The 15,000-nt window shown below is 46.2% G+C and carries 13 protein-coding genes; 7 read left to right on the forward strand and 6 right to left on the reverse strand.

Going from position 1 to position 15,000, the window contains the following annotated elements:
• Nucleotides 1-123: 123 nt before the first annotated feature.
• Nucleotides 124-951, reverse strand: coding sequence for a posphoenolpyruvate synthetase regulatory kinase/phosphorylase PpsR (ppsR, locus tag ICN18_RS07415; RefSeq protein WP_216189882.1), 828 nt, complete (start codon nucleotides 949-951; stop codon nucleotides 124-126).
• A gap of 106 nt (nucleotides 952-1,057) precedes the next feature.
• Here ppsR and ppsA point away from each other — a divergent pair, with 106 nt between their 5' ends.
• On the forward strand, nucleotides 1,058-3,463 hold the full coding sequence (ppsA, locus tag ICN18_RS07420) for a phosphoenolpyruvate synthase (RefSeq protein WP_216189883.1): 2,406 nt from the start codon (nucleotides 1,058-1,060) through the stop codon (nucleotides 3,461-3,463).
• Nucleotides 3,464-3,537: 74 nt separating this feature from the next.
• Here the strand turns inward: ppsA and ICN18_RS07425 are convergent, their stop codons facing one another.
• From ICN18_RS07425 to smpB, 5 genes are all read right to left on the reverse strand, one after another.
• The gene (locus ICN18_RS07425; protein ID WP_216189884.1) at nucleotides 3,538-4,416 is read right to left on the reverse strand and encodes a proteasome-type protease; all 879 of its coding nucleotides are present in this window, start codon (nucleotides 4,414-4,416) and stop codon (nucleotides 3,538-3,540) included.
• 55 nt (nucleotides 4,417-4,471) lie between these two features.
• Nucleotides 4,472-5,269, reverse strand: coding sequence for a transglutaminase family protein (locus tag ICN18_RS07430; RefSeq protein ID WP_216189885.1), 798 nt, complete (start codon nucleotides 5,267-5,269; stop codon nucleotides 4,472-4,474).
• Between the two features lie 17 nt (nucleotides 5,270-5,286).
• On the reverse strand, nucleotides 5,287-6,264 hold the full coding sequence (locus ICN18_RS07435) for an alpha-E domain-containing protein (RefSeq protein WP_216189886.1): 978 nt from the start codon (nucleotides 6,262-6,264) through the stop codon (nucleotides 5,287-5,289).
• 26 nt (nucleotides 6,265-6,290) lie between these two features.
• Nucleotides 6,291-7,703 (reverse strand): circularly permuted type 2 ATP-grasp protein, encoded by a 1,413-nt coding sequence (locus ICN18_RS07440; RefSeq protein ID WP_215384881.1) that lies wholly within the window; start codon nucleotides 7,701-7,703, stop codon nucleotides 6,291-6,293.
• Nucleotides 7,704-7,846: 143 nt separating this feature from the next.
• Entirely contained in the window at nucleotides 7,847-8,299 is a 453-nt protein-coding gene (gene smpB / locus ICN18_RS07445; protein ID WP_216189887.1) for an SsrA-binding protein SmpB, read from the reverse strand.
• Nucleotides 8,300-8,324: 25 nt separating this feature from the next.
• On the opposite strand from smpB, the gene ICN18_RS07450 reads away from it, so the two are divergent.
• The 6 genes from ICN18_RS07450 to ICN18_RS07475 are packed head-to-tail and all read left to right on the forward strand — an operon-like array spanning nucleotide 8,325 to nucleotide 14,959.
• Complete coding sequence (locus tag ICN18_RS07450) at nucleotides 8,325-8,756, forward strand: type II toxin-antitoxin system RatA family toxin (RefSeq protein WP_216189888.1); 432 nt, start codon at nucleotides 8,325-8,327, stop codon at nucleotides 8,754-8,756.
• Nucleotides 8,749-9,099 carry an RnfH family protein gene (locus tag ICN18_RS07455; RefSeq protein WP_216189889.1) on the forward strand — a complete coding sequence of 117 codons (351 nt, stop codon included), beginning with the start codon at nucleotides 8,749-8,751 and terminating at the stop codon, nucleotides 9,097-9,099. Before ICN18_RS07450 ends, ICN18_RS07455 begins: the two co-directional genes overlap by 8 nt.
• Before the next feature lie 26 nt (nucleotides 9,100-9,125).
• Nucleotides 9,126-10,589, forward strand: a complete 1,464-nt coding sequence (gene guaB / locus ICN18_RS07460; RefSeq protein WP_216189890.1) for an IMP dehydrogenase — start codon at nucleotides 9,126-9,128, stop codon at nucleotides 10,587-10,589.
• A gap of 24 nt (nucleotides 10,590-10,613) precedes the next feature.
• Nucleotides 10,614-12,221 (forward strand): glutamine-hydrolyzing GMP synthase, encoded by a 1,608-nt coding sequence (guaA, locus tag ICN18_RS07465; protein ID WP_216189891.1) that lies wholly within the window; start codon nucleotides 10,614-10,616, stop codon nucleotides 12,219-12,221.
• A 30-nt stretch (nucleotides 12,222-12,251) separates the two neighbouring features.
• The gene (locus ICN18_RS07470) at nucleotides 12,252-13,049 is read left to right on the forward strand and encodes a ferritin-like domain-containing protein (RefSeq protein ID WP_216189892.1); all 798 of its coding nucleotides are present in this window, start codon (nucleotides 12,252-12,254) and stop codon (nucleotides 13,047-13,049) included.
• An 8-nt stretch (nucleotides 13,050-13,057) separates the two neighbouring features.
• Nucleotides 13,058-14,959 (forward strand): B12-binding domain-containing radical SAM protein, encoded by a 1,902-nt coding sequence (locus ICN18_RS07475; protein WP_216189893.1) that lies wholly within the window; start codon nucleotides 13,058-13,060, stop codon nucleotides 14,957-14,959.
• The last annotated feature ends 41 nt before the right edge of the window (nucleotides 14,960-15,000 follow it).

The following is a 15,000-nucleotide window of genomic DNA, read 5'->3' on the forward strand; positions in this document are numbered from 1 at the left end:
AGCTGTGTAATAGATTCGAGGTCGTTGTTTCATGAGCAACACTCCTTGCGCTTACGCAGTTTGTAGTGTGTTGCATCGACGGGTTGAAATCAAGGTCGAAAGCAGGCATTACGCAATATTTCTTTACCCTAGTATCGTTTTATCTGACTTAATTGCCTGCAGTACGGTGGTAGCAATTTCTTCAATGGACTTACTGGTCGTCAGCACCCATGGGATCGATTGTTTTTTCATCATTGCCGTTGCTTCATTAATTTCATAGCGGCAGTTTTCTAGCTTGGCATAGTTGCTGCCCGGTCTACGTTCATTGCGAATTTCTGAGAGCCGCTCAGCATCAATCATGAGGCCAAAGATCTTTTGACGGTAAGGCACCAAGTCCTTGGGGAGTTGTCCCCGTTCAAAATCTTCCGGAATGAGTGGATAGTTTGCGGCTTTTAATCCATATTGCATTGCAAGATAGAGGCTGGTTGGGGTTTTGCCAACCCGGGAAATGCCAATCAGAATGACGTCAGCCTCGGCCAAGTTCTGGTTGGACTGACCATCATCATGAGCTAATGAATAGTTAATCGCCTCAATCCGGTTCTTGTAAGCCTCGGTATCTGCATTGTGGTGGAGGCGATTCATGGCATGGGTGGATTTCATGCCTAGGGCTGCCTCCAAAGGTGCCACAAAAGTCTGAAACATATCCAAAATTAGGCCATTTGCCTTGCCAACAATCGCATTAAGCTCAGAGTTCACTAAAGTGGTGAAAACGATGGGTTGCACCCCGTATTTAGTAGCCGCCTGATTGACGCTGCTAACGGCATCGTGGGCCTTATCCACGCTATCCACAAAAGGCACCCGAATATGCTTAAAAGTGGCCTCAAATTGGGCCAAAATCGACTGGCTGAAGTTCTCGGCAGTAATGCCGGTACCGTCAGAGACAATAAAAACAATACGGGTTTCGTTAGACATGGATTTGGCTCAAAAGTCAGGGTCAGCACTACAATAGAATCATATTAAAGCATGCCCCATTTAAGGTGGCCGCTACACCAGTTTCCTTATCCTTAGAGAGTATTTTATGTCCAACCAACAGCAACAAAATAGCAATATGGCCGATGCCTACGTTTTGCCTTTTGAACAACTTCGCATGACCGATGTCGAATCAGTCGGCGGTAAGAATGCTTCATTAGGGGAGATGATTTCTCAGTTAGCTTCAACAGGTGTTCGTGTTCCTACCGGTTTTGCTACTACCGCATTGGCATTCCGCGATTTTCTAAAGCACAACAATCTCACCGAGCGCATTCAACAGCGTTTAGAAGGTTTAAATATTGATGATGTGCGTGCATTGGCTCAAGCTGGTGCAGAGATTCGTAATTGGATCGAGACAGCGCCATTCCAACCTAAGCTTGATGAAGAAATTCGTAAAGCATTTGCGGTATTGGATGATTCAGGTAAAGGCTCATTCGCTGTGCGCTCTTCAGCTACTGCAGAAGACTTGCCTGATGCCTCATTTGCAGGTCAGCAAGAAACATTCTTGAACGTCGAAGGTATTGACGATGTTCTTAAGAAGATTCGTGAAGTATTTGCCTCCCTATATAACGACCGCGCTATCTCCTACCGTGTTCACAAAGGCTTTGCCCATGCTGAAGTAGCTCTATCGGCTGGTATTCAGCGCATGGTGCGTTCTGACTTAGGTGCTGCCGGCGTGATGTTTACTCTGGATACTGAGTCTGGATTTGAAGATGTTGTTTTCATTACCTCAAGCTACGGCTTGGGTGAAACTGTTGTGCAGGGCGCAGTTAACCCTGACGAGTTTTATGTATTCAAAACCACCTTAGCCCAAGACAAGAAGGCAATCATTCGCCGCTCTTTAGGGTCCAAGTTAATTCAGATGCAATTTGCTCCTAAAGGTTCCGCTGAAAAAGTACAGACAGTGGATGTAACTCCAGAAAAACGCAATCGCTTTTCTTTGGAAGACGCAGATATCACTGAGTTGGCTAAATATGCAGTGATCATTGAGAAGCACTATGGTCGTCCAATGGATATCGAGTGGGGTAAAGACGGTCAAGATGGCCGCATCTATATTCTCCAGGCGCGCCCTGAGACTGTGAAGAGCCAAGCGGCTGGTCAAGTGGAGATGCGCTATAAGTTGAAGGGCAGCTCTAAGGTATTGGCAAAAGGTCGTGCGATCGGTCAAAAGATTGGTGCAGGTCCAGTCCGTATTATTCGTGACCCAAGCGAGATGGATCGTGTTCAGCCAGGTGACGTGTTGGTTGCTGATATGACTGATCCAAACTGGGAGCCAGTGATGAAGCGTGCCTCAGCGATTGTGACCAATCGTGGTGGGCGTACTTGCCATGCAGCGATTATTGCTCGCGAACTGGGTGTGCCTGCGGTAGTTGGTTGCGGTGATGCCACTGAGCATTTGCAAGACGGCATGATGGTGACAGTTTCTTGTGCCGAAGGTGACGAGGGTCATATCTATGACGGCTTAATCGAAACTGAAGTGACTGAAGTATCTCGCGGTGTATTGCCAGAGATTCCAGTCAAGATCACCATGAATATTGGTAATCCTCAATTGGCATTTGATTTCTGCCAAATCCCAAATGCGGGTGTTGGCTTGGCTCGTCTCGAGTTCATTATCAACAACTACATTGGTGTTCATCCACGTGCTGTATTGGAGTATCCAAACATTGATCCTGATCTCAAGCGTGCTGTAGAGAGCGTTGCTCGTGGCTACGCTAGCCCACGTCAGTTCTATGAAGATAAATTGGTTGAAGGCGTAGCAACGATTGCTGCTGCTTTCTATCCAAAACCGGTGATCGTACGTTTGTCAGACTTTAAATCCAATGAGTACAAGAAGTTGATTGGTGGCTCACGTTACGAGCCGGATGAAGAAAACCCAATGCTAGGCTTCCGTGGTGCATCACGTTATGTTTCAGAGGATTTCGGCGAGGCTTTTGCTCTTGAGTGCGCGGCGATGAAGCGTGTACGTGAAGACATGGGTCTAGATAACGTAGAGATCATGGTTCCATTCGTGCGAACTATCAATCAAGCTAAGCGCGTGATCGACATGATGGAGAAGTTTGGCCTCAAGCGTGGTGTAAATGGCTTACGCCTCATCATGATGTGCGAGATTCCATCAAATGCGATTTTGGCTGATCAGTTCCTCGAATACTTCGATGGCTTCTCTATCGGTTCAAACGATATGACTCAGTTAACGCTTGGTCTGGATCGTGACTCTGGTATGGAATTGTTAGCTATTGACTTTGACGAGCGTGATCCAGCGGTTGAGTTCATGATTGCCCGTTCAATTGATGCTTGCCGTAAGCAAAATAAGTACGTTGGTATTTGCGGCCAAGGTCCTTCTGATCATCCAGACTTTGCCCGTTGGTTGGTTGAGAAAGGCATTACCTCAATCTCATTAAACCCGGATAGCGTAGTAGCTACTTGGGAAATGTTAGGTAAGAACTTAAAAGCCTAATCAACGTCGTAAGAACCAAAGCAAAAGGCCTAGAAGAATCTAGGCCTTTTTGTTTGTTGAGCGTAAAAAACGAATTATTTAGCTTTTGCTTTAGTTTTGGTGCTGGTGCGGTTCATAGGCTTCTTTGCAGGCGCCGCAGCTATTTTTACTTTTGCTTTTGCAGGTTGTCGATTGACGGGAACTGCCCCCATTTTTTTTGCGGGGGTAGAAATATCGCTCGATTTATGGGCGCCGCTCCAGCTGGGTTCCGCTATGGAGTTAAATGCCTCTCGTAGCTTCTCGCCCCACGCTTGATGAATCATCGCAAAATAAGGGTTTGCATCGTCTAAGGTAACTAGCTTAGTGGCTTTCAGAGAATTTTTTTCGTAAACCAACATGTCCAGAGGTAGTCCCACCGAGATATTACTTTTCAGCGTCGAATCCATGGAGATGAGGGCGCACTTAGTTGCCAGATTAAGTGGTGTATTGAAATTAAGCACTCGATCTAAAATCGGTTTACCGTATTTGGATTCTCCGATTTGGAAGTAGCAAGTCTCTGGAGTGGCTTCGATAAAGTTTCCAGCTGAATAAATATTGAATAGGCGCGGAATCTCACCTTTAACTTGACCGCCAAAAATCATATTGCAATTAAAGTCGAGCCCAGCCTTTTCAAGCGCTTCATGATCTCGTTCGTATACCTGTTTGATGGCGCTACCCACAACAACTGCAGCTTCATAGGAGTTTTTAGCGTTCCAGAGATTCTTACTCTTAAAAAGCTGTCCTTGAAGCAGAATTTCTTTCACGGATTGTGTAATTGCGAGATTACCAGCGCTCATGATTGCAAAGAAACGATCCTTTTCTTGGAATAAGGTCATCTTTCGGAATGTGCCGATCTGGTCTACACCCGCATTCGTCCGGGTGTCGGATAAAAATACGAGACCATCTTTTAGGCATAACCCAACGCAATACGTCATACAGGAATCCTCTTAATAATTTCCTAGAATTATCTCTTAAATAGACAAAGGACTGCTATGACAACTGTTGAATAGAAATATTCGCAGTGAGCTCTTCGCCTCCACCGCCAGAGCGGACCCCTTTTACGGGAGCGGCAGAGTAATAATCCCGACCAATAGCAAGGCGAATATGGCGTGAATCTATTAGGCAGGCGTGCGTAATATCTACGCTAGTCCAAATGCCTTTCTCAATGTCACTGCAAAAGTCGATCCAGGCGTGGCTCGCAAGGTTTGGAGACTCTTCTGCGAAGAAATAACCGCTGACATAGCGAGCTGGAATTCCAGTAGCACGGCATAGACTCAACATAATGTGGGCATGGTCTTGGCAAACACCAGATTTCATGGCGAAGGATTGTGCGGCAGTTGTAGCAAAGTTAGTCTGCCCTGGTGTGTAAACAATCAAACCTTGAACAGCCTCAGCGAGTTTGAGTACCTGGTCAACAGAATTTTTCTTTGGCAGGCTGTAAGAGAAGTATTCCAGCATCCCTTCTGTTGACTCAGTTAAATTGGTTTGCTGCAAAAGATAGTAGGGTGAAACCGCCTTGGCATCATCGATAAACTCAAAGGCATCTTGTGTATGAACCTCGCCCTCAGCTTCAATCATCATTGAGGTATAGGGGCTCTCCTGAACGAAAACGCTACAGAGATTTCCAAATGTGTCGACTGAGTTTGAGGCCTTGATTGGAGTGCTAATTTTCCACTTATCTACCTGTTGGCCTGAGACTGTCGGCGGTGTTAACCGAAGCTCTTGAATGGAGTAGCGTACTGGCGCCTCATAGCGATATTCAGTACGGTGGCGAATCTTTAAGTGCATATAGTTTTCGTGATCTCTTAGGCTACAGCCAATGGTATGAGGTAAGCACTACTGAACTCATCAGCCACATGGTTGACGCGCTCTAAGAAGCTTTCAATAAATTCTTCTAGGCCTTGCTCAAATACTTCATCAATATCAGAATAATCCAAGCTTGCCTTTAACTTTCCAAGCAGGCGTTCAATTTCTTTGGATTGCTGATTTTTCACCTCAGAAATTAAAGGAATCAGCTCATTCACGCAACACACTAAGGAGCGTGGCATTTGCTTATTAAATATCAGTAATTGAGCAACTTGTTTTGGAGTTACCTGATCGGAATAGATTTGACGATAGATCTCAAATGCAGAGACGGATCGGAGTAGGGCCGCCCAGTGATAGAAATCAAAGAAATCACCATCAGTACCATCATCAGACTTCTTATTGGGATTTAATACCTTGATCGCTGCCTGATCTTCATATTTGGTTTGCAGAATACGGGCCGTATTATCAGCGCGCTCGAGCAGTGTTCCTACGCTTATAAAGTAAAAGGCTTCGTTCTTGAGCATCGTGCCATAAAGAACACCTCTAAATAGATGGCAGCGGTGCTTTACCCATTCTAAGAGACGACTAGGATCGGCTTGATGTCTTGCTTCTAGAATGCGCTGCAGCTCAAGCCAGGTAGTGTTTTGAGTTTCCCAAACTTCGGAGGTAATCTTGCCACGTATCACGCGGGCATTCTCACGAGCAGCAAACAGGCAGGAAACAATGCTGGATGGATTGCTGGTTTCATAAATCATGAAATCTAAAACGTTTTCACGATTGACTACATCATATTTACTGAGAAAAGCGTCTTCCAGCTTAGAAATCGTCAACAACTTTTTCCAGCTTTGCTCTAAAAACTCAGCAGGCTGTGGAAGTAGCGAAGTTTGATGGTTTACGTCGAGCATACGGGCAGTATTCTCCGCACGCTCTGTATAACGGGCCATCCAATAAAGGCAATCAGCGGTACGACTTAGCATTTTCTCTAGTTCCTCTTACTCTTCTCTCACTCTTCCAGAACCCAGGTATCTTTGGTTCCGCCACCTTGGGAGGAGTTCACTACTAAAGAACCTTCTTTGAGGGCAACCCTGGTTAATCCGCCAGGAACCATCTTGATGGTTTTGCCTGAGAGGACGAATGGTCTTAAATCGATATGTCTTGGCGCAACGCCCGACTCTACAAAGGTAGGGCAGGTGGATAGCGCTAATGTCGGTTGAGCAATGTATTTATCTGGATTGGCAATAAGGTGAGTTCTAAATTCTTCAATCTCTGCTTTGGTGGAGGCGGGGCCAACTAGCATGCCATAGCCACCAGCACCATGTGTTAGTTTTACAACCAACTTATCTAAATTGGCTAATGTGTATGCCAAGTCATCTGTCTTGCGACACTGAAAGGTCGGTACGTTATTGAGAATTGGTTTCTCACCAAGGTAAAACTCAATCATCTCGGGAACATATGGGTAGATCGATTTGTCATCGGCGATCCCGGTACCAATTGCATTTGCTAAAGTCACATTGCCAGCGCGATGCGCGGACAGCAGTCCTGCAACACCAAGTGTTGAGTCTGAGCGAAATGCCAACGGATCCAAGAAGTCATCATCAACACGTCGATAAATTACATCAACCCTCTCAGGTCCTTGGGTAGTGCGCATAAAGACTTGTTCATTCTTTACAAATAAGTCCTTACCTTCAACCAACTCAACGCCCATCTGCTGTGCAAGGTAGCTGTGCTCAAAGTAAGCGGAGTTATACATGCCAGGAGTCAGCACAACCACGTTCGGTTTTTTGACATCATCTGGTTTAACAGACTTGAGGCATTCTAATAACAGATCTGGGTAGTGCTCTACAGGGGCGATGCGATATTTTTGGAAGAGGTCGGGGAAGAGCCGCATCATCATCTTGCGATCTTCAACCATATAAGACACACCAGACGGAACACGTAAGTTATCTTCTAATACGTAGAATTCGCCTTCACCTGCACGTACGATATCAATACCGGCAATTTGTGCATAGATGTCACGTGGCACGCTGACGTTGCGCATCTCAGGGCGGTATTGCGCATTGTTATAAATTTGCTCTGCAGGAACGATGCCCGCTTTAATAATTTCTTCGTCGTGATATACGTCGTAGATGAAGCGATTCAGTGCTTTTACTCGTTGACGCAATCCTGCCTCAAGCTGCTCCCATTCCTTGGCCGTAAAGATGCGAGGCACTTGATCAAAAGGAATAGTTCTTTCTGAACCTAAGTCATCCCCATAGACGGCGAAGGTAATGCCGACTCGTCTAAAGATCAGGTCGGCTTCAGCGCGTTTGAGACCCATGAGGGTGTCACTTTGCTGTTTTAACCAGTTGTGAAAGATTTGGTAGTGGGGACGCGCTTTGCCTGCGGCGTCGAGCATTTCGTCAAAAGGCAATTTCATAGTTATAAAACTAAAGCCTTTATAAAAGCTGGGATAAATAGTTTGAAGCGGCTTGGTGCTCTTATGCACCATAAAAGTGCAAAAATGCTTCAGTACTAGCTCTGAGGGCAGTCTACCCGAGTTTTTTGGGCTTAGGCGGGAAGTTAGGCGTTTAAATCGCCTCTAGCAATACGGCCTTTTTGAACTTCCCACTCCCGCTCTTTAGTCGCTGCCCGCTTGTCATGCTGCTTTTTACCTCTGGCGAGGCCAATCTCGCACTTCACATTGCCTTTGGAGAAATGCAGGTTCAGAGGCACCAGGGTATAACCCTTTTGCTCTACTTTGCCGATGAGTTTTTTAATTTCGATCGCATTCAGAAGTAGTTTGCGAGTACGAGTGCTGTCTGGAACGATATGGGTAGAGGCTGATAGCAGGGGGGTGATATGGCAGCCGATCAAAAATAGCTCCGCCTTGCGAATGACGACATACGCTTCTTTGATGTGCACGCGACCTGCGCGGATGGCCTTCACTTCCCAGCCTTCCAGTACAAGCCCTGCCTCAAAACGTTCCTCGATAAAATAATCAAAGAAGGCTTTTTTGTTATCGACGATACTCATATTTATTTAGCTCTCAAGAACGATTATGGCAGACGTCTACAAGACCGTTTTAATTGGCCAATCAGCCGACCGCATGTATGGCTTAGTGACCGACGTCGCCCGTTATTCTGAGTTCCTGCCTTGGTGTGGCGGGGTAGAAATCTTTGAGCAGACCGAGACTGTCCTGGATGCCAAAATCAATATCAATTTCAAAGGCATTACTCAGTACTTTCATACCCGCAACGTAAATCACCGCCCAGAAACGATTGATATGGTGTTTGTAGATGGCCCGTTTAAGCATTTTTCTGGGCAGTGGAACTTTATCCCTTTGCGAGAGGATGCTTGCAAAGTGGAGTTCAAGCTGCATTGGGAGTTCAAGAGCGCCATTCTGGATAAGATTATTGGCCCAGTCTTCGGGCATATTGCCGGGACCTTTGTGGATTGCTTTGTAAAACGCGCTGAGGACCTCTATGGCTGAGCGCTTGCTCAATCTGTTGCTCTGTGATGCCAGGCAGGGCGAGCCAAATCTAAAGCCATACAAGCTGATTTTGGCGGCAGATGAGTTGCCTACGGTTGGCCTAGCCCTGATTAGGGCTGGATTCGCGACCGGTCCAGACGACCCTATTTTGTCCAGAAAAGGCTGCTTTGGGGTGTTTGGTAAGCGTAAGGACTGGGATAGCCCAATTTATGACGGTGACCGTCTAGAGCTCTACTCTCCGTTGTTAATTGACCCTAAGACGGTTCGGCGCAAAAAGGCCAATCAGAACCAGGATGCCAAATTCCAGGCTGCCGCAGCTAAAAGAAAGGCTAGGAGGCTATAATCGATTTTTGCGACTAGGGGTTTTGCATGCGACTCATTCAAAAAGCACTCACTTTTGACGATGTGCTCCTCGTACCGGCCTATTCATCGGTACTTCCTCGAGATGCCAGCTTGGCAAGTAAGTTAACTCGAGATATTTCACTCAATACACCATTGGTGTCCGCAGCTATGGATACCGTGACCGAAGGTCGCTTGGCAATTGCCATGGCCAGCGAAGGTGGCATTGGTATTGTTCATAAAAACTTAAAGCCTGCTGAGCAAGCGCGTGAAGTGGCTAAAGTAAAACGTTACGAATCTGGTGTTCTGCGTGATCCGATCACCATTAGTCCAGACGTCACTTTGCGTCAAGTCATTCAACTTTCTCGCGAACATGGTTTCTCAGGATTTCCGGTTCTCGTTGGTAAAGAAGTTGTCGGAATTATTACGAACCGCGATTTGCGTTTCGAAGAAGATTTAGATGCACCAGTAAAAACCAAAATGACTTCACGTGAGCGTTTGATTACTGTGAAAGAAGGCTGTTCATTAGAAGAAGCAAAACGTTTAATGAGCCAGCATCGTTTAGAGCGTGTGCTCGTTGTTAATGACAAGTTTGAGCTGCGTGGTCTGATTACTGTTAAAGATATTCTCAAGGCAACTGAGCACCCTAATGCCTGTAAAGATAGTGAAGGCAAGTTGCGTGTGGGCGCGGCGGTTGGCGTAGGTCCTGATAATGACGAACGCATTGAGTTATTGGTGCGTGCTGGTGTTGACGTGATCGTTGTGGATACTGCTCACGGCCATAGTCAAGGCGTATTGGATCGTGTGAAGTGGGTTAAGAAAAACTACCCTCATGTGCAAGTGATCGGCGGCAATATTGCTACTGGTGATGCTGCTAAGGCATTGGCAGACCATGGCGCTGATGGTGTAAAAGTTGGTATTGGCCCAGGTTCAATTTGCACTACTCGTATTGTTGCTGGTGTTGGCGTTCCACAAATCACTGCGATTGTGAATGTAGCTACTGCACTTAAGGGCACAGGCATTCCATTGATCGCTGATGGTGGCGTACGTTACTCTGGTGACGTTGCTAAGGCGTTAGCTGCTGGCGCTAGTTCAGTCATGATGGGCGGTATGTTTGCCGGTACAGAAGAAGCGCCTGGTGAAGTGTTCTTGTATCAAGGACGCTCATACAAGAGTTATCGCGGTATGGGTTCTTTAGGCGCGATGGCAGATGGTTCTGCTGATCGTTATTTCCAAAGCGACATCGTTGCCAATGCTGAGAAGCTTGTACCTGAAGGCATTGAGGGACAGGTGCCTTACAAAGGCAGTGTGTTGGCTATCTTGCATCAGCTTACTGGCGGAATTCGTTCATCCATGGGTTATCTCGGTTGCAAAACCATCGATGAGCTTCATGAAAAAGCCAACTTTGTAGAGATCACATCTGCTGGTGTGCGTGAGTCACACGTACATGATGTGAAGATCACTAAAGAAGCGCCAAACTACCATATTGACTAAGACTTAAATAAGATTGCTTCATTCGTGCACGACAAAATACTGATTCTCGACTTTGGTTCACAAGTAACTCAACTGATTGCTCGGCGTGTACGCGATGGGCGTGTGTATTCAGAGATCCATCCTTATGATTGCGATCCAGAATTCATTCGTAAGTTTATTCAAGAGCAGGGTGGCAAGGGTATTATTCTCTCCGGCGGCCCGAATTCGGTAACTGAAGATGGCAGCCCCCGTGCACCCCAAATTGTTTTTGAGCTTGGCGTTCCCGTTTTAGGAATTTGCTACGGTATGCAAACCATGGCTACCCAATTGGGTGGTGCTGTTGCATCTGCCGAGTCCTTAGGTAAAGCGCGTGAGTTTGGCTACTCCGAAGTGCGCGCTCATGGGCACACCAATTTACTGAAAGGCATTCAAGACTTCTCAACAAGCGAAGGTCATGGCATTCTGAAAGTGTGGATGAGTCACGGCGACTCAGTGACGACATTGCCGCCATTATTTAAGTTGATGGCCTCTACTGAATCTTGCCCTATCGCTGGTATGGCGGACGAAGAGCGTCGTTTCTATGCTTTCCAGTTTCATCCAGAAGTTACTCATACCATTCAAGGTACTGCAATCATTGAGCGCTTTGTGCATGAGATTTGCCAATGCAAGCCTGACTGGGTAATGGGTGATTACATCGCTGAAGCTGTTGAGAACATTCGCAAACAAGTTGGCGATGAAGAAGTTATTTTGGGTTTATCTGGCGGCGTTGATTCTAGTGTTGCCGCAGCCTTAATTCATCGTGCGATTGGCGATCAACTTACTTGTGTGTTTGTTGACCATGGCTTGCTTCGTCTCAATGAAGGCGACATGGTGATGGAGATGTTTGCGCGTAACTTAGGCGTGAAGGTCATCCGTGTGGATGCCAAAGAGAAATTCATGGGCGAGTTGGCTGGCGTTGCAGATCCAGAAGCTAAGCGCAAAATTATCGGCAAAGAATTCGTAGAGATTTTCCAATCTGAGTCTGGAAAAATCAAAAATGCTAAATGGCTAGCGCAAGGAACTATCTATCCTGATGTGATTGAGTCTGCCGGCAAAGGTAAGAAGGGTGCGCATACGATTAAGAGTCACCACAACGTTGGTGGCTTGCCTGAAGATATGCATCTCAAGTTACTTGAGCCCTTACGCGAACTCTTTAAAGATGAAGTGCGTGAGCTTGGTGTTGCATTGGGTTTGCCGCGCGAGATGGTGTATCGCCATCCATTTCCAGGTCCCGGACTTGGTGTTCGTATCCTAGGCGAAGTCAAGGCAGAATTTGCGGACTTATTGCAACGTGCTGATGCTATCTTCATTGAAGAACTGCGTAACACGATTGATGAGGCAAGTCAGAAGTCTTGGTATGACCTCACTAGCCAAGCATTCGCCGTTTTCCTGCCGGTGAAGTCTGTTGGCGTGATGGGTGATGGTAGAACTTACGAGTATGTCGTTGCGCTCAGAGCCGTTCAAACCCAGGACTTTATGACTGCACATTGGGCACATTTACCGCATGAACTTCTGGGTAAGGTTTCCAATCGCATCATCAATGAAGTACGCGGCATCAATCGGGTTGTATACGATATTAGCGGAAAACCGCCAGCAACAATCGAGTGGGAATAAAGGGTAGGCGATTTATGTCTATCAAAATCCATGCTCGAACTACGAGAAGCGTCACTCGCAATCCTGGCAAGTGCTGATGCACAAGCCAAGGTAAATCAATTACTGCATCTGTTCGATGAGTATCAAGATCAAAAAATTAGTCTTGATGTATCTAGCAAGATTGAGGCGCAAGGCCTGACCCTTCCTGGACGCCCAGTAAAGCCAGAGCTAGTACTTCCCAAGCTTGTGCCCAAAAGAAGAATGGATACGCCTGAGGGTAGAGCGGGTTTATTGCATTCACTTGCGCATATTGAGTTCAATGCGATGAATCTTGCTTTGGATGCTATCTGGCGCTTTTCGGATATGCCCAAGGAATACTACGAAGATTGGCTCAAGGTAGCAAAAGAAGAGGCTTACCACTTCAGTTTGGTAAACGAGCATCTGCATTCACTTGGATTTTCTTACGGGGATTTTCCTGCGCACAATAGCTTGTGGGAAATGGTCGAGCGAACCACGGATTCAGTGATTGCCAGAATGGCGCTAGTGCCCCGAACAATGGAAGCAAGAGGTTTAGATGCTGTTCCAGCGATTCGCGATCGCTTTAAACAAATTAAAGAGGCTAGGGCGGTTGAGATTTTGGAAATCATCCTTAATGATGAAATCGGCCATGTGCTCATTGGTAATCGTTGGTTTAATTTCTTGTGCTCTAAAGATGGTCTCTCTCCAATTGCTGCCTATCGAGAGTTAGCAGCCAAATATCGAGCACCCATTCTTAAGGGTCCTTTCAATATGGAGGCTCGTAAGCAGGCGGGCTTTACCGCTGAAGAGTTAAGTCTTCTTGAGGCATAGTCATTAGCATGAAAGTATTAAGCCTTATCCCGCCAATGACGCAGCTCAATACGCCGTATCCTTCTACAGCTTATCTCACGGGATTTTTGAGATCGCGTGGCATTGATGCCGTGCAAGAAGATTTGGCCTTGGGTTTGGTTCTCAGTTTTTTTACTCTAGATGGCTTAAGTGAGATTTATGAACAAGCACTTAGCGTTGCTGAAGAAGAGCGCAGTGCTAGTGTCAACTTTTTCCTAGATTACTTTGAGTCTTATCAATCTACCATCTCACCAGTCATTTCATTTTTACAGGGGCGTGATAGCACTCTCAGTCATCGGATTAATACCCGTGATTTTTTACCAGAGGGCCCACGCTTTGCCTCCCTCGATGCCTTTGACGATGATGAGAATGCTGGAGATTCATTAGCCTGGGCCTTTGGCGCCCTAGGTTCGCAAGATCGAGCGCGTCACTTAGCCACTCTTTATCTCAATGATTTGTCTGATGTATTGCGTGACGCCGTAGATGCGCGCTTTGAGTTTGTGCGTTATGCAGAATCATTAGCAAGTAGTCAGCCTACTTTCACACCTTTGGCTGATGCCTTGCAGGCAGATCCAACCCTGATGGATTTACATTTACAAACATTAACTAGTAACGCAATCAATCTTCATCAGCCTGGTTTAGTGCTTTTATCGGTGCCTTTCCCTGGTGCAATGTATGCGGCCTTGCGCATAGCCCAAGAGATTAAACAGACTCATTCAGAGATCAAGATTGCCCTGGGTGGAGGTTATGTCAATACAGAACTCCGAGAGTTATCTGATGCTCGTATTTTTGAGTATGTAGATTTCATTACCCTTGATTCTGGCGAAAGGCCTTTACTTGCCTTGCTGGAGCATCTCGCGGGCAAGCGATCAGCCGATCGATTGGTGCGTACCTTTATTCGCAATACTGGTGGTCAAGTCCAATATATGAATTGGCAAGAGCCTGATATTCCTTTTGAGGAGGTCGGTACGGCAACATGGGAAGGTTTGCCGCTTGATTCTTATCTCTCACTCCTGGATATGCTGAACCCTATGCATCGTTTGTGGAGTGATGGTCGTTGGAATAAGTTGACCGTTGCACATGGCTGCTATTGGAAAAAATGTAGTTTCTGTGATGTGTCGCTGGACTATATATCTCGCTATGAAACTTCTTCTGCAAGTTTGCTGGTAGACCGCATAGAGCAAATTATTGCTGAGACCGGGCAGACGGGTTTTCATTTTGTGGATGAAGCTGCACCACCGAAGGCTTTAAAAGCCTTGGCAGAAGAGTTGATTCGTCGAAATGTAATCATTTCTTGGTGGGGAAATATTCGCTTTGAAAAAACCTTCACCCCTGAATTGGCTGAACTCTTAGCAAAAAGCGGTTGTATTGCCATGTCTGGCGGCCTTGAAGTGGCTTCCGATCGCTTACTCAAACTTATGAAAAAGGGCGTATCGGTTGAGCAGGTAGCACAGGTAACTAAGGGATTCTCAAATGCCGGCATTTTGGTTCATGCCTACCTGATGTATGGATTCCCAACGCAGACTGTGCAAGAAACGGTGGATGCCTTGGAGTACGTCAGGCAGCTTTTCGAGCATGGCTGCATCCAAAGTGGATTCTTTCATCGCTTCACCTGTACTGTTCATTCGCCAGTAGGCCTCAATCCACAAGAGTATGGAATTGAATTAATCCCGTTACCAGAAACTACTTTTGCAAAGAATGATATTTTATTTATTGATCCCACTGGAGTTGATCATGATGTACTTGGTCAGGGGTTAAAAAAGGCTATCTATAACTATATGCATGGCCTAGGGTTTGACATCAAGATCCATTCTTGGTTTGATGGTCTGGGTTTATCAATCCCTAAGTCAACAATCCCTAAAAATTTCATAGAGAATGCTTTATATCGCTAGCTCGCTGGTATAAATCAGACTTACAATGATTTTTACAAAGC

The organism is Polynucleobacter parvulilacunae (genome assembly GCF_018881715.1).
Taxonomy (GTDB): domain Bacteria; phylum Pseudomonadota; class Gammaproteobacteria; order Burkholderiales; family Burkholderiaceae; genus Polynucleobacter; species Polynucleobacter parvulilacunae.